Source organism: Microbacterium sp. NPDC089321 (assembly GCF_040684935.1).
Lineage (GTDB): Bacteria > Actinomycetota > Actinomycetes > Actinomycetales > Microbacteriaceae > Microbacterium.
The window spans coordinates 1,367,077-1,389,304 of sequence record NZ_JBFBGX010000001.1 but is presented as its reverse complement, the minus strand read 5'-3'; the positions used below and the strand labels follow the sequence as shown (position 1 = coordinate 1,389,304).

Sequence of the window (22,228 nt, the reverse complement as noted above, 5' to 3'; positions counted from 1 at the left end):
GTCACATCCTCTCGACGACGCGGGCTCCGAGGAGGCCGGTCGGCTTGAAAGTGAGGAACAGGATGAGGAAGGCGAACGAGAACACGTCTCGCCATTCGCCGCCGAACCACGCGGCCCCGAACGACTCGAGCAGTCCGAGCAGCAGTCCGCCGAGCATGGCGCCGTAGAGGTTGCCGATGCCGCCGATCACCGCTGCCGTGAAGGCCTTCAGTCCGATGATGAAGCCCATCAGGAAGTCGATCGAGCCGTAGTAGGCGCCTGCCATCACTCCGGCGGCTCCGGCGAGCGCGGAGCCGATGAAGAACACGGTCGCGATCACGCGGTTGACGTTGATGCCCATGAGCTGCGCGCCCTGCGGGTCGAGGGCGATCGCGCGCATCGCGCGGCCCTGACGGGTGCGCTCGACGATGTGGGCGAGCACGAGCATGAGGGCTGCGGCGATCACGACGAGCACGATCTGCGCGGCCGTGATGCGCATGCCTGCGAAGGCGAACCCGCTCGATTCGAGCCGGACGGGGAAGGCCTCGGGGTTGGGGCCGAAGATCTGGCGCACGGCGTACTCGAGCGTGAACGAGACGCCGATGGCGGTGATCAGCACGGCGAGGCGGGGGCTCTTGCGCAGCGGCCGGTAGGCGACCCGCTCGATGGCGACGCCGATCAGGCCCGTGGTGACCATCGACAGCAGCAGGATCACGAGCAGCAGCGGGATCGACGACTCGTTCGAGATGCCGAAGGCCGACAGCGTCGCGAAGCCGGCGAAGGCGCCGAGCATGTAGATGTCGCCGTGCGCGAAGTTCAGCAGCTTGATGATGCCGTAGACCATGCTGTAGCCGAGCGCGACGAGGGCGTAGAACGAGCCGACGATCAGCCCGTTCCAGATGAGTTGCATCACAGGGGATGTCCTTCCGAGAAGGGGAGGCGAAGCGGGCGGGGCGACATGTCGCCCCGCCCGGATCGGATCAGCCCTGCAGGTCGTCCTTCAGCACGAACTGGCCGGAGGCCGGATCGATCGAGACGATCACGAAGCCGCCGCCGGAGCGGGTGTGGTCGGGCATGAACGTGAGCGGCCCGCCGAGGGTCTCGAAGTCCTTCAGACCTTCGAGCGCCTTGACGACCTTGTCGAAGTCGGTGCCCTCGGCCTCCTTCATGGCCTCGGCCACGACGTTGACGGCGTCGTACGCCTGCGTCGAGTACGGACCGGGGTCGGCACCCGCGAGCTTCTTGTAGTCGGCGATCCACTGGTCTGCGCCCTCGAGCATGTCGGGCGTCTGGGTGAACGTGCCGAGCACGTGCTCGGTGTATCCCTTGCCGGCGATCTCGGCGAACTTGGCGTCGACAGAGCCGTCGCCGACGAGGAACGTCCCCTCGAATCCGGCGTCCTTCGACTGGCGGGCGATGAGACCGCCCTCCTGGTAGTAGCCGGTCCAGTAGACGAGGTCGGGCTTGGCATCCGCGAGCTGCGTGGCGACCGCGGCGTAGTCGTTCTCACCGGGGGTGACGACCGCGTTGAAGTCGACGGTGAGGCCGGCCTCCTTCGCCTGGGCCTCGAACGAGTCGGCGAGGTCCTTCGCGTAGGCCGTGGCGTCGTTGATCGCGGCGACCGACTTCGCGCCCGTCTTCTGGGCGTAGGTCACCGCGGCCTCGGCCTGCTGGGTTCCGGTGCCGTTGATGAGGAACACTCCGGGCAGCTTCTGCTTGACCAGCTCGTTCGAGTTGGCTGCCGGGATCACCATCGGCACGCCGGCCTCGTCGAAGATCGGCAGGGTGGGCAGGGTGGCCCCCGAGCAGTAGCCGCCGACGGATGCGACGACACCCTCGGTCACGAGCTTGTTGGCACCGGCGACGGCGGTGGTGGCGTCGCACGCGTCGTCTTCGACGACGAGCTCGAGCTCACGACCGTCGATGCCGCCGTCGGCGTTGATCTCGTCGATGGCGAGCTGCGCGCCGTTCTTCATGTAGTCGCCGAAGGCCGACTCGCTGCCCGAGAAGGGTGCGAGCATGCCGAGCTTGATCGGGCCGTCGCCGCCCTTGTCGTCGCCCCCGTCGGAGGCGAGGCCGCCGGAGCAGCCGGCGGTGATGGCGATGACGCCGACGGCGGCGGCGATGGAGAGTGCGCGGCGGATGCGCGGGGTTCGGGTGTGCATGGATGGTCCTCCTGGATGCCTCATTGCATATGTCCCACCGGGATAGCACGTGACACATTACTCCCGCACCGGGTCGTTGGGAACGCCCCGAGATGAATCCGTGACCTAGGGCCGCGGGTCCGTGACTCTCAGTCCTCCTGCTGACCGCTCCACAGTCCGCCGACGTGACGGATGTGGCGGCGCATGAGGGCCTCCGCATCCTCGCCACGACCGGCGACGAGCAGATCGACCAGCTCTGCGTGCTCGAGCGAGGTCGCGATCAGGGCATCCGTCTCGGCGAGCTGCACCAGACCGACCAGCCGCGTCTGCTGACGCAGCTCCCGCACGGTCTCGACGAGCTTGCGGTTGCCCGTGCACTCGAGGATGCGCAGGTGGAACTCGGTGTCGGCCATCAGGTACTCGTCGAACTTCGCCCGCCTCGCGGCCTCGACGAGGCGATCGGCGATCGACCGGAGCGCGGACTCGGTCTCGGCGTCGAGCGTGCCGGCCACCGCCCGCATGGGCGGCGCCTCGAGCAGCATGCGCACCTCGCTGAGCTCACGCAGCTCGTCGGCCGAGACCTCGGTGACCTCGAAGCCGCGGTTGCGGATCGGACGCAGGAATCCTCGGCGGGCCAAGTTCAGCATGGCCTCGCGCACGGGCGTCGCGCTCACCCCGAAGTCGCCGGCCAGCGTCGGCACGGTGAGAACCTGCCCTGGCGGGATCTCGCCCGACACGATGCGCGCCGACAGGTGCGCCTCGACCTGCTCGCGCAGGCTCTCGGCGGGCGACAGCAGGGTCGCGAAGCCGCTCATCGGCTGATCCGGCAGTGGGTGGTCATGCGTCATATGGTACCCACGGCCGATGTCACCACGGGGGTGCGACAGCGGCGTGGGTCTCGAAGATGCCCTCGGTGGTGCCCGCCGGCGCACGCCCGATGCCGCACTCCGTGGCCACGCCGAAAGCAGGCACGACCTTCGACGCCGCGGCGATGCGCCGCTCGGCGCCCTCTACCCCGTCTTCGCGATGCACGAGACCCAGGTACAGCTCGGCGACCGGGGCCAGCTCGGCGAGAGGAGCATAGAAGGGGTCGTCGTCGCGCTCGATCGGCACGGGCAGGTGCAGCCAGGTGAGATCCCGACGAGCGCGGGAGAGCACGGCATTGGCGAAGCGCACCAGGGTTCCCGCATCGCTCGGCTCGACGAAGTGCCGCTCCCCCGCGTCGCCGTAGCAGAGGTGCACGCCCACCTCGACGCTCTCGGGCACGGCATCCACCAGCGCGACGAGCCGTGAGACCAGCCCGTCGAAGGGGTCGCCGTCCCACCACGCCTCCATCGTGCTGCCATAGCCGGATGCGCGCTCGATGATGCCGATCTCGCTCGCGACGTCCCACTGCACGGCCAGGTCGCCGGCGGGGATCGCCGTGATGATCTGCTCGAGCTCACGCAGCAGCGCGGCGGTGTACGCCGGCTCGATGGCCTCCCGATCGTCTCCGAAGAAGAACGACCCGACCACCGCGACGGCCGTGGGCAGCGAGACCTGGAAGCGAACGCCATCGGCGATGGCGCCCTCGTCGCGCAGTCTGCGGAAGATCTCGTACGACTCGATCGCCGCGTCGGCGTAGCCGAGCGGGGGCAGCTGCAGCGACGACGGGTCCGCGCCGTCGGCGATGCGCAGCGGGCGGGCGTCGAGGTCGCGCAGCCATACCGGCTCGGCGCCGATCCGCTCGATCCCCTCTGCCTCGCCGAGCACATCGGGCTGGAACATGATCCAGTGGAAGCGGCGCCCCACCTCACCGTCGGGGATGCGCTTGAGCAGCGGGCCGAGCACCTCGGCCGCGGTGCGCAGGGTCTTCTCGGCGTCGTCGTAGTTCACGCTGCCGACGAGCAGCGCGCCGTGGGGCTTGGTCATGCCCTCAGCGTAGGGCGAGGGCGTTTTGTCCGGCCGCGCCCGAGTCGCCATGTGACGTCGCGGATTAGGATCGGAGTGAGATCGGATGCCAGAACGGAGAAGCGCGATGGGATTCCTCACCTCACCCGCCCTGAGCGAGACGGGCTACGTCGTGCTCGACCGCCATGATCAGGCCGGCGACCCCGCCGAGTGGCACGACCTCGAGTACGTCGGCTGGCGCTCGTCGGGCATCACCCGCTTCGCGCCGCTCGCGAGCCATGCCGGCGACGTCGAGTGCAACGGATTCTGGAACCACACGCCTCCTCGCACCGACAAGGACGGCGTGTGGATCGCATCGCAGGTCGCGAAGGCGCCGACGCTGCAGGCCCGCGCGCTCGAGCCGGGGGCGAACGTCGGCCGCTGCCGGGTCATCGAGCTGCAGCCGAACACCTACGCCGATGCGATCTACAACCTGCATCAGGACGACAACAACCGCCTCAACACCGAGGGCACCGGCTGGGTCGTGCGGGCCTGGCTCAACCTCACCGACGACCCGGACTCGCTGCTGATCCTTCGCTCCGACCGGTTCGACCCGACGACCGAGATCCGCCTGCCGCTGCACGCGGGCTCGCGCATCATCGTCGACACGCAGCGCTTCTGGCACGCCGTCTGGCACCGCGGGTCCGAGCCGCGCTACTCCCTGATCTGCTCGTGGACCTCGGGCCCCGAGCTCGATGCGTACCTGGCCGCAGGTCACGCCGACCCGCATCCGGCATCCGTCGACCTGCCCGCATCCCTCGTGGCCGACGCGCAGGCCGAGATGCACCGGCGCATCGAAGAGCGCCGGCAGGCGTTCGAGGCGCACGGCATCGTGATGGAGCCGACCGAGTCCCTGTACAGCTGAGTACCGGCTCGACGCGGCGACGGCGGCGTGCGCCTGGCGCGGGAATGCGCGCTTCGCGCGGATGGATGACGCGGATTCCTCCGCGGCAGGCGTACATCTCCGCGCGAGCGCAAGGCCGCGAGCGCGCTCAGGCGGTGAGCGGCAGCTGTCCGGTCAGCTTGAGCTGACCGGTCACCTTGAGCTGCCCGGCTACCTTGAGCTGCACAGTGCACTCCTCCGGCAGCTGGGAGGCGAGCACGCACTCGGCGGCGATCGGTCCGCCGGCCTGCGTGAGCACGCCCTGCATGAGCCCGAGATGAACCTGGCACAGCATCGGCCTGTGCTCGGGAGCGCTGGCCGCGTGCGGGCACGGAGTGAGGTCGACGGTCATCCGGTCCTCGTCGACGATCGGCTCGAAGCCGCTCTCCTCGAGGTGCTCGACGAGAGCGTCGAGCTGGTAGGTCGCCTCGCGGCCGAGGTCGGATCCGGGCTCTGACAGGATGCTGCGCATCACGTCGCCCCGACGCGCGGCGCCGGCGATCTTCTCGCGGGCGATCGGGCTCGACGCCTCGGGCGCTCCGGTCGCCGCGCTGTAGAGGGTGCGAGGGCGTCCGCGGGTGGTGCGGTGCTCGGTCGCCTGGATGACGTAGCCGCCCTCGATCAGCCGCTGCAGATGCTCGCGGATCGTGTTCGCGTGCAGCCCGGTCGCGTCGCAGAGCTCGCCGATCGTGCGCTCGGGCCGCTCCTGCACGAGATGCAGGATGCGCACGCGCGAGTAGCTGGAGATCGGTCCGTAGGCGACCCCGGTGATCGACATGCCTCCATGATCCCAGAGCTGCCGTTCCACTGCACGGACAGGGGCCGTGAATAACCCGTCGCGCGGATAGTGTGGAGGGCATGATCGCCGCCGCCGTCGTCACCGTCTCAGACAGGTCGGCCGCAGGCGTGCGCGCCGACACCGCCGGTCCGGTCGCGGTCGCCGCCCTGCGCGAGGCGGGTTTCGCGTGCGACGACGCGCGGATCGTGCCCGACGGGGCGGATGCCGTCGAGCAGGCGCTCCGCGAGCTTCTCGGCACGGGCATCCGGTTCGTCGTCACCAGCGGCGGCACGGGCGTCAGCCCCCGTGATCAGACCCCGGAGGGCACGGCGCGCGTGATCGAGCGGCAGGTTCCCGGAATCGCCGAAGAGCTGCGGCGCGCCGGTCTCGCCTCGACGCCCATGTCGATGCTGACCCGCGGACTCGCCGGCGTCGTCGGCGACGCCCTGATCGTCAACCTGCCCGGCTCGCCCAAGGCCGTCGCCGAGGGCATGCCGATCGTGCTGTCGACGGCTGCGCACGTGCTCAGCCAGCTCCACGGAGAGGACCACCGATGACCGTCCGCCTCGCTCGCATCACCGAGCAGCCCCTGTCGCTCGACGAGCACATCGCCGCCGTCGACAGCACCACCGCCGGTGCCGTCACGACGTTCGTCGGTCGCGTGCGCGACCACGATCCGGATGCCGCCGACGCCGTCGTCGCGCTGGAGTACACCTCGCACCCCGACGCCGAGCCCACCCTGCACCGCATCGCGGAGGCCGCGGCCGAGGGAACGGATGCCCTGGTCGCGGTCAGCCATCGCATCGGCCATCTCGGCGTGGGCGAGGCCGCCGTCGCGATCGCCGTGGCATCGTCGCACCGCGATGAGGCGTTCTCGGTGTGCCGCGAGGTGATCGAAGCCATCAAGCGCGACCTGCCGATCTGGAAGAGGCAGGTCGAGGCCGACGGCACGACGGCCTGGAAGGGCATCGGCGGCTGAACACCGCCGTCGCCGTCAGCCTCCGGCGAAGGGCGGCAGGACGTCGATCGTCTGGGCCTCGGCGAGCGGGAACGCGTCATCGACGCGGGCGCCGTCGACCAGCACCGCGCATCGGTTCAGGATGCCGGTGAGCGCCGGATGCCCGGCGAGCAGCTGCTCTTTCAGCGAGCCGAGCGTCTGCGCATCCGTGGTCAGGGTGTCGCTGCCGACCGCCTCCTGAGCTGCGGCGAAGAACCGCACGGTGGCCGCCATCAGGCGCCCTCACCAGGGCGGTGCCATGATCCGCTGCGGCCGCCCTCCTTGGCGGTGATGCGCAGATTCTCGATCGACGCCGACTTGTCGACGCCCTTGATCATGTCGATCACCGAGAGCGCCGCGACCGAGACGGCGGTGAGGGCCTCCATCTCGACGCCGGTGCGGTCGGCGGTGCGCACGGTCGCCTCGATCGCCACGCCCTCATCTTCGATCGCGAGGTCGACGACCGCGCCGTGCACGCCGATCACGTGCGCGAGCGGCAGCAGCTCGGGGGTGCGCTTGGCGGCCTGGATGCCCGCGATGCGCGAGACCGCGAGCACATCGCCCTTGGGCACCGAGCCGTCGCGCAGCAGCTCGACGGTCGAGGCGGCGCAGCGCACGAAGCCCTTCGCGGTCGCCGCTCGGACGGTCGGGGTCTTCTCGGTGACGTCGACCATGCGGGCGTGGCCGGCGGAATCCAGGTGGGTGAAGGTCATCACAGCTCCATGACTTCGATGAGATCGCCGACGGAGACGCGCTCCGTCTCGGCGGGGACGATCGCGTAGGCCTCGGCCGCGCCGAGCCCCACGCTGAGGTGCGAGCCGGATCCGCCGGCGGTCGCCGGGCGCACCACGGGGCGCGCGGGGTCGGTGCGGTCGATCACGGCGGGCAGGTACTGGCGCCGGGCGGGCGGCGTGGTCCAGTCGGTGCCGGCGGGCAGCATCCGCTTCGGCCGGTGGATGCCGGCAGCCCCCTGCATGCGCAGCAGGGCCGGACGCACGAACACCTCGAACGAGACCGCGGCGCTCACCGGATTGCCAGGCAGTCCGAACATCAGCATGCCGTCGGCGGCGCCGAAGCCCTGCGGCTTGCCGGGCTGCATGGCGATCTTCGAGAACTCCATGCTCTCGCCGAGGCTCTGCTTGACCACCTCGTAGGCGCCCGCACTCACGCCGCCGGAGAAGACGATCACGTCGGCATCGAGCGCCTTCGCCTCTGCGACGGCGTCTGCGGGACCGTCACCCTCGTCGTCGACGACGCGGCGCAGCACGACCTCGCCGCCCGCGTCTGCCGCGAGACCGGCGAGCAGGATGCCGTTCGACTCGGGGATCTGCCCGCGCTGCAGCGGGGTGCCGACCGGCACGAGCTCGGAGCCGGTCGAGACGATCGCGACCCGGGGGCGGGGCGCGACCTCGACCTGGGCGATTCCCGCGGATGCCAGGGCCGACAGCTGCCGCGGGCCGAGCTGCGTCCCTGCGGCGAGCACGACGTCGCCCTCCGCCGTGTCGGCGGCCGTGCGGCGGATGTGCAGTCCTGGTGCCTTCGGAGCACGCCGCACGACGGCGGTGTCGAGCGAGTCGTCGAGCCCGCCCGCCGTGTCTTCGAACGGCACGATGGCGTCGGCGTCGCTCGGCGTGGGCGATCCGGTCATGATGCGGGCCGCCTCGCCGGGGCCGATCGCGGGGTCGAGGGCGCTGCCGGCCGGGATGTCGGCGATCACGCGGAGAGTCACGGGCTGCTCCGGACTCGCGCTCTCGACATCGGCCCAGCGCACGGCGAAGCCGTCCATCGCGGAGTTGTCGAAGGCCGGCACGGCGCTCAGGGCGCGCGCGTCGGATGCCAGGAACAGTCCGCGAGCGTCATCGAGCGCGACGGTGACCGGCGATCGCCGCCGCACCTGGGCGAGCACGATGTCGAGCTGCTGTTCGACGGTTCTCATGCCGTTGCTCCCGCGTTCGAATCGCTCATCTTGCCGCCGTCGACCTCGGAATGCCGCAAGTCGAGCGATTCGAAGCCGGTCCAGGCATCCATCCCCCCGGCCAGCACGACGGCGTCGGCACCGGCGGCGCGCAGCGCGTCGGCGGCGCGGCGGGCGCGGGCTCCGACCTGACAGATGACCACGACGCGGCCGGCGTCGAGCGCGGCGGGATCGGCGAGCACCCGCGCGAGCGGCACGTGCTGTGCGCCGGGGATCATGCCCGCCGCGACCTCGGCGTCCTCCCGCACGTCGAGCAGTGCGGCGCCGGCGGCGATCTCGGCCTCGAGGTCCGCTACCGCGATGTGCGGCGCGCGCTCGGGCTGCGGCGCCTGCGCGGTCGCACGCGACGGGCGCAGCGGCACCTCTGCGGTCTTCGCACGCAGCGCGTCGATCACCAGCACGCGACCGAGCAGCGGGTCGCCTATCCCGGTGATGAGCTTGATGGCCTCCATCGCGAGGATCGATCCGGCCTGCAGGCACAGCGCCCCGAAGACGCCGACGGCTGCGCACGTCGGCAGCTCGCCGACGCTGCCCGCGGGGTACAGGTCGCTCAGCACCACGGCGTCCGTGCCCTGCGGCGGAGACGACCAGAAGATCGTGACCTGCGCCGCGAACTCCTGGATCACGCCCCACACCAGCGGAATGCCGAGGCGCTCGGTCGCCGCGGCGACCTCGAGGCGGGTCTCGAAGGTGTCGGTGCCGTCGATGACGAGGTCGGCGCCGGCGAGCAGGTCGGCGGCGTTGCCGGATGCCAGTCGCGCGCGCTTCGCGTGCACGAGCGTCTCGGGCGAGAGATCGGCTGCCACGCGGACCGCGCTGTCGACCTTCGGCCGGCCGACGTCGCTGCCGCGGTGCATGACCTGGCGCTGCAGGTTCGAGAGCTCGACATCGTCGTCGTCGATCACGGTGATCTCGCCGATGCCCGCTGCGGCGAGCGCGAGCACGACGGGGGCGCCGAGCCCGCCCGCTCCGACGACGGCGACGTGCGCTGCGCGCAGGCGTCTCTGACCGATCTCGCCGAGGCCCGCGAGCACCTGGTGGCGCGCCGTGCGGGCGCTCTCGGCGTCGCTCAGGGCGGCGACGGGCTCGACGAGCGGCGGAAGGGGCATGGTTCCGAGGCTACGGTTCCGAGGCCGCACATGCCAGCCACGAGAGCAGGAAATCCGCATCGCGAGAATGGCGACTCAGATTTCCGCATCTGCGGAAGATCAGCACTGAATCCTCTGGATCTGCGGAACCCAGCCGCCTAGTCTCAGGACTATGACCTCGTACCGCATCGCCGATGCCGCCCGGCTGCTCGGCGTCAGCGACGACACTGTGCGCCGGTGGATCGACCAGCGCGCTCTGCCGGTGACCGGCGACTCCCCGACGCGCGTCCCGGGCGACGCCCTCGCCGCTCACGCGCAGCGCCTCGCCGAGTCGGGCGACGACGAGCGCGGGCCGCTCTCGAGCGCCCGCAACAGGTTCACCGGCCTGGTGACCCGCGTGCAGGCCGACGGGGTGATGGCGCAGGTCGACATCCAGGCGGGGCCGCACCGGATCGTCTCGCTGATGTCGGCCGAAGCCGTGCGCGAGCTGGCCCTCGAGCCGGGATCGCTCGCGACGGCCATCGTCAAGGCGACGAACGTCATCGTCGAGACCCCGCAGGGAGGGCACCCGTGAGGCGGGTGGCCGCCGGGATGCTGCTCGGCGCCCTGATGCTCACCGGATGCGCGGCGGCATCCCCGCGCGACTCCTCCGTGCCCGGCGACGAGAAAGGCGGGTCGGCGACGTCGGGACCCGGCCTCACCGGCGAGGTCACCGTCTTCGCCGCAGCCTCGCTGCGCACCGCGTTCGACGAGATCGCCGAGGAGTTCGAGCAGCAGCATCCGGGAGTCGACGTGAAGCCGATCGTCTACGACGGTTCGAGCACCCTGGTCACGCAGCTGCAGGAGGGCGCCCGCGCCGACGTTCTCGCCACCGCCGATGAAGACAGCATGCAGCTGCTCGTCGACGACGGCCTGGCTTCGGACCCCCGGATCTTCGCGACGAACACCCTCGTCGTGATCACCCCGCCCGACAACCCCGGTGGGGTGACGGCCCTCTCCGACCTGGCCGACGCGGTCACCGTGCTGTGTGCACCAGAGGTGCCGTGCGGCAAGGCGTCGTCGACGCTGCTCGACGGGGCCGGGATCGAGGTGACGCCGGCAAGCCTCGAGCAGAACGTCACCGCCGTGCTGCAGAAGGTCGCCGCCGGCGAAGCCGACGCGGGCCTGGTCTACGCGACCGACGCGCGTCCGGCCGACGGCCCGTGCGAGGCGTCGGCGGCCGAGGTCTGCAGCTTCCGGCCGGAGAACTGGCGCGATGCGGTGAACCGCTACCCGGTCGCGGCTCTCGACGGCGCGAGCGGGGCGGGCGTCGCGTTCGCCGAGTTCGTGCGCGGACCAGAGGCGCAGCGGATCCTCGACGACCTCGGATTCGGGCATCCGTGACCGGCCGCGACACCGGAACCGGCACCCCCTTCACCCTGGTCGCACCGGCGGTGCTGGGGGTGGCGCTGCTGATCCTGCCGCTCGTCGCCCTCGTCGGCCGCGCGTCGTGGGCGACGCTCTGGCAGGACATCACCTCCCCCGCCGCTCTCGACGCGCTGCGACTGTCGGTGCTGAGCGGTCTCGGCGCGACGGCGCTGTGCCTCGTGCTCGGACTGCCGCTCGCTCTGCTGATGGCACGGTCGGGTCCGCGGGTGTCGGCGCTGCTGCGCGCGCTCGTCGCGGTGCCGCTCGTACTGCCGCCGATGGTCGGCGGGGTGGCCCTGCTGTTCCTGTTCGGTCGCACCAGCCCGGTCGGGCGGATGCTGTCGGATGCCTTCGACGTGACCCTGCCGTTCACCCCCGCCGCCGTGGTGCTGGCGCAGGCGTTCGTCGCGCTGCCGTTTCTCGTGCTGGCGGTGGAGGGCACGATCCGCAGCGTCGGCGGCCGGTACGAGCGCACCGCGGCGACCCTGGGGGCGCGGCCGTGGCGCGTGCTGTGGCATGTGACCCTGCCGCTCGCCGCGCCGGGCATCGTCGTGGGCGTCATCCTGTGCTTCGCGAGGGCGATCGGCGAGTTCGGCGCGACGGCGCTGTTCGCCGGCAATGCGCCCGGCGTCACGCAGACCATGCCGCTGGCGATCTACACGGCGTTCAACGGCGCGGGCACGGGTCGCGAGACGGCGGTGGCGCTGTCGATCCTGCTGCTCGCGACGGCGGTGGTCGTGCTGCTGCTGGTGCGCGCCTGGCGGCCGGGGGCGCTGAAGTGAGCGCGGAGGCGACCGGCGCCCTCGACGCGCACGTCGTCGTGGCGCACGCGTCTCTCGACGTGCGGCTGTCGCTGCAGCCCGGCGAGGTGGTGGCGGTGATGGGTCCGAGCGGGGCGGGCAAGACGACGCTGCTCGACGCGCTCTCCGGTCTCACGCGCCTCGACGCCGGACACGTCGCGATCGACGGGGCGGTTCTCGCCGACCCCCGGCGCCACACGCCTCCGTCCCGGCGCGCGATCGGCCTGCTGGGGCAGGATCCGCTGCTCTTCCCGCACATGACCGCCGTCGGCAACATCGCGTTCGCCGCGCGTTCGGCGGGGTCGTCCCGGGCCGAGGCGATGACGATCGCGCAGGAGTGGATGCCCCGCATCGGCCTGGCGGACCTCGGCGACCGCCGCCCGGATCAGCTCTCCGGCGGCCAGCGTCAGCGCGTGGCCCTTGCCCGTGCTCTCGCCGCCCGCCCGCGGCTGCTGCTGCTGGATGAGCCGTTCAGCTCTCTCGACGTGCAGGCGGCGGCTCAGCTGCGTGAGGTCGTCGGCGGGCATCTGAATGGCACGACGACGGTGATCGTCTCGCACACCCTCGCGGATGCCCAGTCTCTCGCCCCTCGTCTCCTGATCCTCGAGAACGGCCGCATCACGCAGGACGGCGCGCTGAGCGACGTGCTGGCCGCCCCCGCGTCCCCGTTCACCCGAGCCGTCGCCGCCACCGCCTGACCTCAGCCCCCTCCCTCCCCTTCTCGCTCCTCGAGGGTGGCCCGCAGCCACACATGCAGTCGAGGGCGCAGGGATGCTCCCGATGCGAGCATCGGGGAGGGACCCGCGAAGCGGGAGGGGCACCCGCTCTGCGAGCAGCGGGAGCATCCCGAAGCCCGCCCACCCATGAAAGGGGAACGTCCGCCCCCACGGTTAGCCTTGAGCAATGGCCACCCGCAGACCCGCTCCCCCCGCTTTCGCCTGCTCCGAATGCGGCTGGACGACGGCGAAGTGGGTGGGCCGCTGCGGTGAGTGCCAGCAGTGGGGCACTGTGCAGGAGCAGGGTGCGAAGACCGGCCTGGTGAAGCAGACCGAGGCGGTGGCGCCGCTGGCGGGCAGGGCCGCGCGCCCGATCACGCAGATCACGACGGCCGATGCGCCGCGGCGCAGCAGCGGTGTCGGCGAGTTCGACCGGGTGCTGGGCGGCGGCATCGTGCCGGGGGCGGCGATCCTGCTGAGCGGCGAACCAGGGGTGGGCAAGTCCACGCTGCTGCTCGAGGTCGCGGCCTCGACCGCGCGAACGGGTCGCCGGGTGCTGTACGCGAGTGCCGAAGAGTCTCCTGCGCAGGTGCGGCTGCGCGCCGAGCGCACGAATGCGCTGCACGACGAGCTGTATCTGGCCAGCGAGACGGATCTGGCGACGATCCTCGGGCACATCGACGAGGTCAAGCCCGACCTGGTGATCGTCGACTCGGTGCAGACGGTGGCATCGGGCCTGATCGACGGCGCCGCGGGCCAGCCGAGTCAGGTGCGCGAGGTCGCGGCGTCGCTGATCCGCATCGCGAAGGACCGCGGGCTGCCCGTGATCATCGTCGGCCACGTCACGAAAGACGGGCAGGTGGCGGGCCCCAGGGTGCTCGAGCACCTGGTCGATGTGGTGTGCCACTTCGAGGGCGACCGTCAGACGGCGCTGCGGTTCATCCGCGCGCTGAAGAACCGGTTCGGTCCGACGGATGAGGTCGGATGCTTCGAGATGACCGGATCGGGCATCTCGGAGGTGCCCGATCCGAGCGGGCTGTTCCTGTCGCAGGGCACCGCCGAGCCGGGCACGTGCGTGGCGATCGCGCTCGAGGGCAGGCGTGCGCTGCCGGTCGAGGTGCAGGCGCTGACGATCGAGTCGAACGCGCCGAACCCGCGGCGGGTGGTGCACGGCCTCGACTCGTCGCGCGTCGCGATGGTGCTGGCGATCCTCGAGCGGCGGGCGGGTATCGCGACGTCGAAGCTCGACGTGTACGTGTCGACCGTGGGCGGGGTGCGCTTCACCGAGCCGGCCGCTGATCTCGCGATCGCCGTGGCGGTGGCCGGGTCGATCCGGCAGTGGTCGGTGCCGCGCACGATCGCGGCGGTCGGCGAGCTGTCGCTGGCGGGTGAGATCCGCCCGGTGACGCAGGCGCCGCAGCGCCGAAGCGAGGCGGCGCGGCTGGGCTATCAGCAGGTTGTCGACGACCGGTCGAAGACCCTGCGCTCGGCGCTGGGCGACATCCGCTCGCGCACGACCGATCGCCGACCCGAGGCCGCGATCCCCCCGTTCTGACCGTCGGCCCTGAGCCGTCAGCGTCGCGGGTCGCTGGGTCCTCCGCGCGTGCCCTTGTGCTCTTCCTCGATGAAGCGCACGTTGCGCACGGTGACCGTGTCGGCCATGAGCAGGTCGAGCGAGGTCACGAAGAGCCGGCCGATCTCGGCATCCGTCACGTCCGGGCCGGGAACGTCGACGCGGAACCCCTGCGCCTGCAGGCCGCCCTCGTTCGAGAACGTGACCTCGGCGTCGAAGACGGCCCGCCAGCTCACGCGTCGAGGGCCCTGAGAAGCTCGGCGGGCGGTGCCTGCATGGGGTGAGGCCCGGCGATGTCGAGGAACACGGTCGTGATGGTGTCTCGGTGCGTTGTCAGGAACGACTTCAGCCAGGTCGGCGAGTAGATGCCCACGCCGGGCGGAAGGTTGGCGGGCTTGTTCTTCGCGTCGCTGAACAGCAGCAGCGCGACGTCGCCGGTGCTCGCGTCGCGGTACGTCCACACCTCACCGCTGTCGAGCGGGTTGTCGCGCGCGCCGGGCTTTATCAGCGGCACAACCGTGTTGCCGTTGCGCAGGGCGAGGGCGACGGCAGCCATGTCCTGCTTCTCGAGCGCCTGAGCGAGTGCCTCTGAGCGGAAGTCCTGCGGTGCGGGCTTCTTGCTGCCCGGCTTCTTCTTCGCCATGACACCAGCCTATGAGTGGGGCCCTCTCGAATCCTCCATTGGGGACTGGGGAACTCGAGAGGGCCCTCCGGCTCTCGGATGCGGTGGATTGTCGAAGCGCTGGGGACGCTGGTATCGACACCACTGGGGATGGCTTGACCGCATCAGATCTGAGAACCTCTACCCATGGTATCCCAAAATATTGGTTGCGTCAGCCTAAAACCGGAATTTCTCCGATCGTTTTGCGACAGATCCGTTCGCTAACGCAGCAGGAACTGCTTGGGCTGGGCGCTCTCGAATCCGCCGATCGACACCACCACATGGTACGAAGCGCCGCCACCCGGGGCCCGCGGCCGGTTCTTCTCGGCACAGGTCTCCTTCGACGACCTCGTGCGATCCCAGACCACAGGAGTCGAGCTGGTGACCGACGCACCCGCTTCCAGCGTCACGATCATGTCCGAGGGGTCCGACTGGCAGTCGGTCGAGTTCCACCACACGTCCGAGCCGCTGGTGATCGTGAACTTCTGCGTGCTCGACCCGACGTTCATGGTGCAGTCCTGGGCACTCGTGTTCTTGAGCGCGATCGACAGCTTCGGCAGCTCTCCTGCGGCGTAGGCGTCGGCATCCGTCACCGCGGTGACCGTGACGTCCGCAGCCGTGCACGCGACGATCGCAGGAGACTCCGACGGGTCCGGGCTCGGGTCCGGGCTCGGGTCGGCGCTCTCCGCTGTCGAGGGGCTCGGCTCACCTGCATCCGGAGTCGCCGTCCGACCACTCGAGGGGTCGGCAGGGGCGGCATCCGCCCAGGGCTGGGCGATCGCCAGCCACACGCCGCCGCCGATGGCGGCGAGCACGAGCACGAGGATCAGCAGCACCGCGAGCCGGCGGCGACGGTAGACGGCGGCTGACTGACGGGGCATGACTCCAGGCTAATTCAGGTGCTTGATCATCCTCGTGTTGCCGAGCGTGTTGGGCTTGACGTGGGCGAGGTCGAGGAACTCCTCGACACCCGCATCGCCGCTGCGCAGCAGCTGCGAGTACACATCGGCGTCGACGACCTGCTCGCCGATCGGCTCGAACCCGCGGCGCGAGAAGAAGTCGGTCTCGAACGTGAGGCAGAACAGTCGCGTGAGGCCCAGCTGGCGCGCGCGATGCTCGAGGTCGGTCACGATCGCGCGTCCGACGCCGTGACGCAGGAAGTCGTCGCGCACCAGCAGGGTGCGCACCTCGCCGAGGTCTTCCCACATGACGTGCAGGGCGCCGCAGCCGATCAGCTCGCCGTCGGCTTCGGCGACCACGAACTCCTGGACGGCGCCGTAGAGCACCGCGAGATCCTTGCCGAGCAGGATGCGCTGGTCGACGAGCGGCTCCAGCAGGGAGTGGATGCCGAGGATGTCGGTGCTGCGCGCAGCGCGGACGATGAAGTCGCTCACCCTTCCAGCGTAGGGCCGGAACACGGCCGAGCATGGGAAAGGCCCGGATGCCTGGCATCCGGGCCTTTCCCGATCAGATCCGTCTCAGCCGATCAGCCGGCCGCGAGGTCGGGCGTGGTCGAGATGCCGCCGCCGGTGTTGACGCCCACCGACACCTTCTCGCCGCGCGGGGCGTGCTCGAAGGCGAACGCGCCGTCGACGACGTCGACCTTCACGTGGTCGCCGGTGTTCAGCTGACCGTGCAGGATGCGCTCGGAGAGCTGGTCCTCGATCTCGCGCTGCATGGCGCGACGCAGCGGACGCGCACCGAGAGCCGGGTCGAACCCGATGTCGATGAGCTTGTCCTTCGCGGCGTCCGACAGCTCGACGGTCATGTCGCGGTCGAGCAGGCGGTCGCCCAGCTGCTTGACGAACAGGCCGACGATCTGGCGCAGCTCGTCCTTGTTCAGCTGCGGGAAGACGATGATGTCGTCGAGGCGGTTGAGGAACTCGGGCTTGAAGTGGCGCTTGAGCTCTTCGTCGACCTTGCCCTTCATCCGCTCGTACGTCGTCTGCGAGTTGCCCTCGAGCTGGAAGCCGACGGGGCCACCGGCGATCGCCGACGAGCCGAGGTTGGTCGTCATGATGATCACGGTGTTCTTGAAGTCGACGATGCGTCCCTGACCATCGGTCAGGCGACCCTCTTCGAGGATCTGCAGCAGCGAGTTGAAGATGTCGGGGTGCGCCTTCTCGATCTCGTCGAACAGCACGACCGAGAACGGCTTGCGGCGCACCTTCTCGGTGAGCTGGCCGCCCTCTTCGAATCCGACGAATCCGGGAGGGGCTCCGAACAGGCGCGAGACGGTGTGCTTCTCACCGAACTCCGACATGTCGAGCGAGATGAGGGCGGCCTCGTCGTCGAACAGGAACTCGGCGAGAGCCTTGGCGAGCTCGGTCTTTCCGACGCCGGTGGGGCCGGCGAAGATGAACGAGCCGCTGGGGCGCTTCGGGTCCTTGAGGCCGGCGCGCTGGCGGCGGATCGTGCGGCTGAGCGCGGCGATCGCCTCTTCCTGCCCGATGACGCGCTGGTGCAGCGCCTTCTCCATGAAGACGAGTCGGCTCGACTCCTCTTCGGTGAGCTTGAAGACCGGGATGCCCGTAGCCTGAGCCAGCACCTCGGCGATCAGGCCCTCGTCGACGACCGCCTGGGTCGCGACGTCGCCCGAGCGCCACTGCTTCTCGAGGCGCAGACGCTCACCGAGCAGCTCCTTCTCCTGATCGCGCAGGGCCGCGGCCTTCTCGAAGTCCTGCTCCTCGGAGGCCGCCTCCTTGTCCTGACGGACCTTCGCGATCTTCTCGTCGAATTCGCGGAGCTCGGGCGGGGAGGACAGGATGCTGAGGCGCAGACGCGCACCGGCCTCGTCGATCAGGTCGATGGCCTTGTCGGGCAGGAACCGGTCGGAGACGTAGCGGTCGGCGAGGTTCGCCGCCGCGACGATCGCGCCGTCGGTGATCTGCACCTTGTGGTGCGCCTCGTAGCGGTCGCGCAGACCCTTGAGGATGTTGATCGCGTGCGGCAGCGTCGGCTCGTTCACCTGCACGGGCTGGAAGCGGCGCTCGAGAGCGGCATCCTTCTCGAAGTACTTGCGGTACTCGTCGAGCGTGGTGGCGCCGATGGTCTGCAGCTCGCCGCGGGCGAGCAGCGGCTTGAGGATGCTCGCGGCGTCGATCGCGCCCTCCGCCGCACCGGCGCCCACGAGGGTGTGGATCTCGTCGATGAAGACGATGATGTCGCCGCGGGTGCGGATCTCCTTCGTGACCTTCTTCAGGCGCTCCTCGAAGTCTCCGCGGTACCGGGAGCCGGCGATGAGCGAGCCGAGATCGAGCGAGTAGAGCTGCTTGTCCTTGAGCGTCTCGGGGACGTTGCCCTTGACGATCGCCTGCGCGAGGCCCTCGACGACGGCGGTCTTGCCGACGCCGGGCTCGCCGATGAGGACGGGGTTGTTCTTCGAGCGGCGCGAGAGGATCTGCATGACCCGCTCGGCCTCTTTCTCGCGGCCGATCACCGGGTCGAGCTTGCCGTCGCGGGCGGCCTGGGTGAGGTTGCGGCCGAACTGGTCGAGCACCTGCGACCCGCCCTGGGCGGCCTGCTGGTTCTCGTTCGTGGTCGCGCCGACCGAGGCGGTCTCGCGGCCCGGCGCACCCGAGAGCAGCTGGATGACCTGCTGGCGCACCTTGTTGAGGTCGGCGCCGAGCTTGACGAGCACCTGGGCGGCGACACCCTCGCCCTCGCGGATGAGACCGAGCAGGATGTGCTCGGTGCCGATGTAGTTGTGGCCGAGCTGCAGCGCTTCGCGCAGGCTCAGCTCGAGCACCTTCTTCGCACGGGGCGTGAAGGGGATGTGGCCGGTCGGCTGCTGCTGACCCTGGCCGATGATGTCCTGAACCTGCTCGCGAACGGCGTCGAGGGAGATGCCGAGGCTCTCAAGGGCCTTGGCGGCGACACCTTCGCCCTCGTGGATGAGGCCGAGCAGGATGTGCTCGGTGCCGATGTAGTTGTGGTTGAGCATCTTCGCCTCTTCTTGGGCGAGGACGACCACTCGGCGGGCTCGGTCGGTGAATCTCTCGAACATGCTGTGACTCCTTTTCGCGCGGGGCGAAGCGGCGGTGGCGCCGTGTACATCGAGAGTAACGACCGCGACGGGCAGGAATGCCCGTGTTCGCCGTCGGCATACCGCCGTGCCGCCACGGCGATCGAGCACCGGGAACGAGGGGGATTCGAGCGTCGGTTGACGTCTTTATCGATTCTCGTTATGTTAACGACAAGCGATAACAACGACTATCGATATCCCAAGGGGGGACCATGGACAGCAGGCAGAGCACTGCCGACAGGGCGCGCACGCTGAGCAGAGGAGACACGATCAGCCTCGCGCTGTTCGTCATCGCCGGGGTGGGCATCGCCGCGTGGACGACGTGGAACGCGGCGGTCCGCATCGCCGAGCTGGCTGGAGGCGGGGCCGTCCAGGTGCTGGTCGAGTTCGTGGGCACGACGGCGGATGCCCGCATCGGCGCGACCACGCTGCCGGTCGAGCTCGATCGAGGGGCGGTCACCGTGGAAGGACTCGGCACGATGGGCACCGTGTCGGGCATCCTCGGTCAGCTCGCGTTCGGGATCACGGTGATCGTGGTCGTCGCCTGCCTGATCATGCTGAGCCGGAACATCCTGCGCGGGCGCGTCTTCAGCAGGGCGAACACGCGCATCGTCGCGATCGGCGGCGGCGTGGGCCTGGTGGGGGCCGCCGCCGCGCACTTCTTCGACAACATGCTCTCGAACGCCGCGATGGCGCAGACGATCGACGGCCCCTTCGACACCGCGGTCATATCGATCGAGCCGTTCACCTTCGTGCTCGCCGCGTTCGCGATCGCGGTGGTCGGCTCGGCGTTCGTCGTCGGCGACCGCCTGCAGAAGGACACGGAAGGACTCGTCTGATGGCGATCGGCTTCGGAGTCGCCGCGATCGCGGTGATCGCGCTCATGCTCCTCGCGGTCGCCGTCTTCCTCTGGATGCTGGGCCGGGGTCTCCTCGGCAACGGCGAGCGGGCGATGCTCGTGACCGAGCGACTCGCGTGGGCGGCGATGACCGTGTTCGTGGGCACCGCGGTGATCGGCGCGATCGTCGACCTCACGTCCCCCGAGGTGACGATGGAGCTGCCGGTGCTGAACGTCTGGCCGCTGCCACTCCCCGATGTGCAGGTCGAGGCGGGTGCCGCCTCCGTGCAGTCGACCGGCGTGGCGCTGGCGCAGATGACACTCGAGGGCGTCTCGACTGCGACGCGCGCGCTCTGGGCTGCCGGCCAGGCGCTGAGCCTGCTGCTTCCTGCGACGGTCGCCATGCTGGTGGCACTCGCACTGCGCGAGGTGCGCACGGGTGCACCGTTCTCTCCGGTGATGCTGCGGATGACCACGGTGACTGCGGCGGCGATCCTGGTGGCCGGGACGGGTGCCCCGATCCTTCGCGGCATCTCGGGGTCGATGGCATCGCATGAGGCCCTGAGCCTGGGTGGAGCATCATGGACGGGGTATCCGGACGAATGGATGCCCATGGACCAGCTGCCCGAGCCGACCGTCTTCGTGCACTGGGACTTCTGGCCGATCGGAGTGGCCATCGGGCTGTTCGTGCTGGGCGCCATCCTCCGAATGGGCCAGCGCCTGCAGAAGGACACGGAGGGATTGGTGTGATGCGGTTCTCCCGCGACGCAGTCACGTACGGGCTCTCGACCGTTCCGACTGCTCTGGTGGCCGACGGGCTCGCCGCAGCGTTCTCTTTCACCAGGGGGCTCGCATGACTCCGGCCGGGATGGACGACGAGTTCACCGGCATACACTGCCGACTCGACGAGCTGCTCGCCGAGCGCGGGATGACGCTGACCGAGCTGAGTGCGAAGGTCGGCGTGAGCATCGTCAATCTGTCGGTGCTGAAGAACGACCGCGCGCGAGCGATCCGGTACTCGACCCTGCGGGCGGTGTGCGACGCGCTCGAGTGCGAGGTGGGCGACCTGCTCGTGCTCGCAGAGCGCGCCTGAGCCGCGACACCCGGACGAGGGGCGAAGTATAGCGGCACTTATACCCGGGTGCCTTGACCCTGGCACATGTGACGGATATTCATGACGCTTGTCAGGTGTCCCGCATCCCCTCCCCCGCCGCCGCTCGCATCGGCGAGCTGATCGCCGGCGAGCGCGTGCGCCGAGGCCTCACGCAGGACGACCTCGCACACCTCACGCGCATCGATTCGTCGAACATCCGCGGCTATGAGAAGGGCCGCGCTCTGATGGGCATCCCGACGCTGGTACGCATCGCCGACGCGCTGAAGATGGACCCGGGGATGCTGCTCGACGGAGTGACCGTCGACATGTTCCCGGTGCCGGCCGAAGACGGCCGACGCCGCGCCTGAGCGCCCGTCAGGCGTCTGCTCGGCGCGGAGGTGCACGCCAGCGGCCTCGTCCATGCCGCACTGAGAGGCATCCGCTGTAACGTATGTTTCACCACGAGGGGGTGCAATGTCCGACAGCGACGACACGGCAGCCGTCCGTCCCCTGAACGCCCAGGTGCGCGAAGCGCTCGACCGCCTGAGCTCGAGCGAGCGGAAGGTCGGTCGCGCGATCCTCGCGAACTATCCGATCGCCGGACTCGGCACGGTCGCGGAGCTCGCCGACCGGGCTGGGGTCAGTCCCCCGACCGTGGTGCGGTTCGTCAGCCGGCTCGGATTCAGCGGCTACCCCGCGTTCCAGAAGCAGCTCGTCCGCGAGGTGCACGAGCGTCTCGGGTCGCCTCTCGAGCAGTACGGACGCGACGACCTCCTTCCCGCCCACGGCGACCTCGCCCGCGCCGGTCGCGTCTTCGCCGCGAGCATCGCAGCGACGATCGGCGAGCTGCCGCCGAGCGAGTTCGAGCGCACCGTGGGACTGCTGTCGGATGCCAGGCGCGTGCGCCTCATCGGAGGGCGCTTCAGCCGCCTGCTCGCCGAGTACCTCGGCGCGCACCTGATGCTGCTTCGCGGGGATGTGCAGGTGATCGGCGGCGACGAGTTCACCCGCCTCTCCGTCGTCGAGGACACCCGCCGCGGAGATGTGATCGTCGTGTTCGACTACCGCCGGTACGACCCGCGCGTCGTGCGTCTCGCCCAGCGCATCGCCGAACGAGGCGCCGACCTGGTTCTCTTCACCGACCAGTGGCTCTCGCCCGCGGCCGAGCACGCCGCGACCGTGCTGCCGGCCAACGTCGAGGCCCCTTCGCCCTTCGACTCCCTGGTAGGTGCGCTCGCCGTCGTCGAGACGCTCGTGGCCGCCGTCACCGACCGTCTCGGCGAGGCCGGGCGTCAGCGGCTCGCCGCCATGGAGGAGACGCGCGGCACACCCGGCTGAGGGCG

Annotated in this window: 27 protein-coding genes; 13 read left to right on the top strand and 14 right to left on the bottom strand. The window is 70.1% G+C overall.

Annotated features, from left to right (window positions below):
* Position 1 precedes the first annotated feature (1 nt).
* From AB0N59_RS06455 to AB0N59_RS06440, 4 genes are all read right to left on the bottom strand, one after another.
* On the bottom strand, positions 2 to 889 hold the full coding sequence (locus AB0N59_RS06455) for a branched-chain amino acid ABC transporter permease (RefSeq protein ID WP_204976726.1): 888 nt from the start codon (positions 887 to 889) through the stop codon (positions 2 to 4).
* A 70-nt stretch (positions 890 to 959) separates the two neighbouring features.
* Positions 960 to 2,144 carry a branched-chain amino acid ABC transporter substrate-binding protein gene (locus tag AB0N59_RS06450; RefSeq protein WP_363480400.1) on the bottom strand — a complete coding sequence of 395 codons (1,185 nt, stop codon included), beginning with the start codon at positions 2,142 to 2,144 and terminating at the stop codon, positions 960 to 962.
* 128 nt (positions 2,145 to 2,272) lie between these two features.
* A complete protein-coding gene (locus AB0N59_RS06445) occupies positions 2,273 to 2,938 on the bottom strand; it encodes a GntR family transcriptional regulator (protein WP_363480397.1) in 666 nt (221 codons plus the stop codon).
* 52 nt (positions 2,939 to 2,990) lie between these two features.
* Positions 2,991 to 4,034: a hypothetical protein gene (locus AB0N59_RS06440; RefSeq protein WP_363480394.1), complete on the bottom strand. Its 1,044-nt coding sequence runs from the start codon at positions 4,032 to 4,034 to the stop codon at positions 2,991 to 2,993.
* Positions 4,035 to 4,140: 106 nt separating this feature from the next.
* On the opposite strand from AB0N59_RS06440, the gene AB0N59_RS06435 reads away from it, so the two are divergent.
* Positions 4,141 to 4,917 (top strand): hypothetical protein, encoded by a 777-nt coding sequence (locus AB0N59_RS06435; protein WP_363481234.1) that lies wholly within the window; start codon positions 4,141 to 4,143, stop codon positions 4,915 to 4,917.
* 127 nt (positions 4,918 to 5,044) lie between these two features.
* On the opposite strand, the gene AB0N59_RS06430 is transcribed toward AB0N59_RS06435, so the two are convergent.
* A complete protein-coding gene (locus AB0N59_RS06430) occupies positions 5,045 to 5,713 on the bottom strand; it encodes an ArsR family transcriptional regulator (RefSeq protein WP_363480391.1) in 669 nt (222 codons plus the stop codon).
* An 80-nt stretch (positions 5,714 to 5,793) separates the two neighbouring features.
* On the opposite strand from AB0N59_RS06430, the gene AB0N59_RS06425 reads away from it, so the two are divergent.
* Together AB0N59_RS06425 and AB0N59_RS06420 are read left to right on the top strand one after the other, a co-directional pair.
* Positions 5,794 to 6,270: a MogA/MoaB family molybdenum cofactor biosynthesis protein gene (locus AB0N59_RS06425; RefSeq protein WP_363480389.1), complete on the top strand. Its 477-nt coding sequence runs from the start codon at positions 5,794 to 5,796 to the stop codon at positions 6,268 to 6,270.
* The gene (locus AB0N59_RS06420; protein WP_363480386.1) at positions 6,267 to 6,692 is read left to right on the top strand and encodes a molybdenum cofactor biosynthesis protein MoaE; all 426 of its coding nucleotides are present in this window, start codon (positions 6,267 to 6,269) and stop codon (positions 6,690 to 6,692) included. The genes AB0N59_RS06425 and AB0N59_RS06420 overlap by 4 nt, the downstream gene beginning before the upstream one ends.
* Before the next feature lie 15 nt (positions 6,693 to 6,707).
* On the opposite strand, the gene AB0N59_RS06415 is transcribed toward AB0N59_RS06420, so the two are convergent.
* The 4 genes from AB0N59_RS06415 to AB0N59_RS06400 are packed head-to-tail and all read right to left on the bottom strand — an operon-like array spanning position 6,708 to position 9,794.
* Entirely contained in the window at positions 6,708 to 6,944 is a 237-nt protein-coding gene (locus AB0N59_RS06415) for a MoaD/ThiS family protein (protein WP_363480383.1), read from the bottom strand.
* Positions 6,944 to 7,423, bottom strand: a complete 480-nt coding sequence (gene moaC / locus AB0N59_RS06410; RefSeq protein WP_363480380.1) for a cyclic pyranopterin monophosphate synthase MoaC — start codon at positions 7,421 to 7,423, stop codon at positions 6,944 to 6,946. Before moaC ends, AB0N59_RS06415 begins: the two co-directional genes overlap by 1 nt.
* On the bottom strand, positions 7,423 to 8,646 hold the full coding sequence (glp, locus tag AB0N59_RS06405) for a gephyrin-like molybdotransferase Glp (RefSeq protein ID WP_363480377.1): 1,224 nt from the start codon (positions 8,644 to 8,646) through the stop codon (positions 7,423 to 7,425). Before glp ends, moaC begins: the two co-directional genes overlap by 1 nt.
* The gene (locus tag AB0N59_RS06400; protein WP_363480374.1) at positions 8,643 to 9,794 is read right to left on the bottom strand and encodes a ThiF family adenylyltransferase; all 1,152 of its coding nucleotides are present in this window, start codon (positions 9,792 to 9,794) and stop codon (positions 8,643 to 8,645) included. Before AB0N59_RS06400 ends, glp begins: the two co-directional genes overlap by 4 nt.
* 151 nt (positions 9,795 to 9,945) lie before the next feature.
* Here AB0N59_RS06400 and AB0N59_RS06395 point away from each other — a divergent pair, with 151 nt between their 5' ends.
* The 5 genes from AB0N59_RS06395 (at position 9,946) to radA (ending at position 14,251) form a co-directional block, all read left to right on the top strand.
* Positions 9,946 to 10,347: a TOBE domain-containing protein gene (locus AB0N59_RS06395; protein WP_363480371.1), complete on the top strand. Its 402-nt coding sequence runs from the start codon at positions 9,946 to 9,948 to the stop codon at positions 10,345 to 10,347.
* Positions 10,344 to 11,156 (top strand): molybdate ABC transporter substrate-binding protein, encoded by an 813-nt coding sequence (gene modA, locus AB0N59_RS06390; RefSeq protein WP_363480368.1) that lies wholly within the window; start codon positions 10,344 to 10,346, stop codon positions 11,154 to 11,156. The genes AB0N59_RS06395 and modA overlap by 4 nt, the downstream gene beginning before the upstream one ends.
* Positions 11,153 to 11,962, top strand: a complete 810-nt coding sequence (locus AB0N59_RS06385) for an ABC transporter permease (RefSeq protein ID WP_363480366.1) — start codon at positions 11,153 to 11,155, stop codon at positions 11,960 to 11,962. Before modA ends, AB0N59_RS06385 begins: the two co-directional genes overlap by 4 nt.
* Positions 11,959 to 12,678, top strand: coding sequence for an ATP-binding cassette domain-containing protein (locus tag AB0N59_RS06380; protein ID WP_363480363.1), 720 nt, complete (start codon positions 11,959 to 11,961; stop codon positions 12,676 to 12,678). Before AB0N59_RS06385 ends, AB0N59_RS06380 begins: the two co-directional genes overlap by 4 nt.
* A 205-nt stretch (positions 12,679 to 12,883) precedes the next feature.
* Positions 12,884 to 14,251, top strand: a complete 1,368-nt coding sequence (gene radA / locus AB0N59_RS06375; RefSeq protein ID WP_363480360.1) for a DNA repair protein RadA — start codon at positions 12,884 to 12,886, stop codon at positions 14,249 to 14,251.
* A 17-nt stretch (positions 14,252 to 14,268) separates the two neighbouring features.
* Here the strand turns inward: radA and AB0N59_RS06370 are convergent, their stop codons facing one another.
* From AB0N59_RS06370 to AB0N59_RS06350, 5 genes are all read right to left on the bottom strand, one after another.
* Positions 14,269 to 14,505, bottom strand: a complete 237-nt coding sequence (locus tag AB0N59_RS06370; protein WP_363480357.1) for a hypothetical protein — start codon at positions 14,503 to 14,505, stop codon at positions 14,269 to 14,271.
* Positions 14,502 to 14,912 (bottom strand): dehydrogenase, encoded by a 411-nt coding sequence (locus tag AB0N59_RS06365; RefSeq protein WP_363480354.1) that lies wholly within the window; start codon positions 14,910 to 14,912, stop codon positions 14,502 to 14,504. Before AB0N59_RS06365 ends, AB0N59_RS06370 begins: the two co-directional genes overlap by 4 nt.
* A gap of 239 nt (positions 14,913 to 15,151) precedes the next feature.
* Complete coding sequence (locus tag AB0N59_RS06360) at positions 15,152 to 15,811, bottom strand: hypothetical protein (protein WP_363480351.1); 660 nt, start codon at positions 15,809 to 15,811, stop codon at positions 15,152 to 15,154.
* A gap of 9 nt (positions 15,812 to 15,820) precedes the next feature.
* Complete coding sequence (locus AB0N59_RS06355; RefSeq protein WP_363480348.1) at positions 15,821 to 16,324, bottom strand: amino-acid N-acetyltransferase; 504 nt, start codon at positions 16,322 to 16,324, stop codon at positions 15,821 to 15,823.
* Positions 16,325 to 16,416: 92 nt separating this feature from the next.
* Complete coding sequence (locus tag AB0N59_RS06350) at positions 16,417 to 18,936, bottom strand: ATP-dependent Clp protease ATP-binding subunit (RefSeq protein WP_363480345.1); 2,520 nt, start codon at positions 18,934 to 18,936, stop codon at positions 16,417 to 16,419.
* A gap of 230 nt (positions 18,937 to 19,166) precedes the next feature.
* Here AB0N59_RS06350 and AB0N59_RS06345 point away from each other — a divergent pair, with 230 nt between their 5' ends.
* The 5 genes from AB0N59_RS06345 (at position 19,167) to AB0N59_RS06325 (ending at position 22,223) form a co-directional block, all read left to right on the top strand.
* Positions 19,167 to 19,793 (top strand): DUF2975 domain-containing protein, encoded by a 627-nt coding sequence (locus AB0N59_RS06345; RefSeq protein ID WP_363480342.1) that lies wholly within the window; start codon positions 19,167 to 19,169, stop codon positions 19,791 to 19,793.
* On the top strand, positions 19,793 to 20,542 hold the full coding sequence (locus tag AB0N59_RS06340; RefSeq protein ID WP_363480340.1) for a hypothetical protein: 750 nt from the start codon (positions 19,793 to 19,795) through the stop codon (positions 20,540 to 20,542). Before AB0N59_RS06345 ends, AB0N59_RS06340 begins: the two co-directional genes overlap by 1 nt.
* A 103-nt stretch (positions 20,543 to 20,645) precedes the next feature.
* Positions 20,646 to 20,885 (top strand): helix-turn-helix transcriptional regulator, encoded by a 240-nt coding sequence (locus AB0N59_RS06335; RefSeq protein WP_363480337.1) that lies wholly within the window; start codon positions 20,646 to 20,648, stop codon positions 20,883 to 20,885.
* A gap of 95 nt (positions 20,886 to 20,980) precedes the next feature.
* Positions 20,981 to 21,253 carry a helix-turn-helix transcriptional regulator gene (locus tag AB0N59_RS06330; protein ID WP_363480334.1) on the top strand — a complete coding sequence of 91 codons (273 nt, stop codon included), beginning with the start codon at positions 20,981 to 20,983 and terminating at the stop codon, positions 21,251 to 21,253.
* Positions 21,254 to 21,359: 106 nt separating this feature from the next.
* Positions 21,360 to 22,223, top strand: a complete 864-nt coding sequence (locus tag AB0N59_RS06325) for a MurR/RpiR family transcriptional regulator (RefSeq protein WP_363480331.1) — start codon at positions 21,360 to 21,362, stop codon at positions 22,221 to 22,223.
* The last annotated feature ends 5 nt before the right edge of the window (positions 22,224 to 22,228 follow it).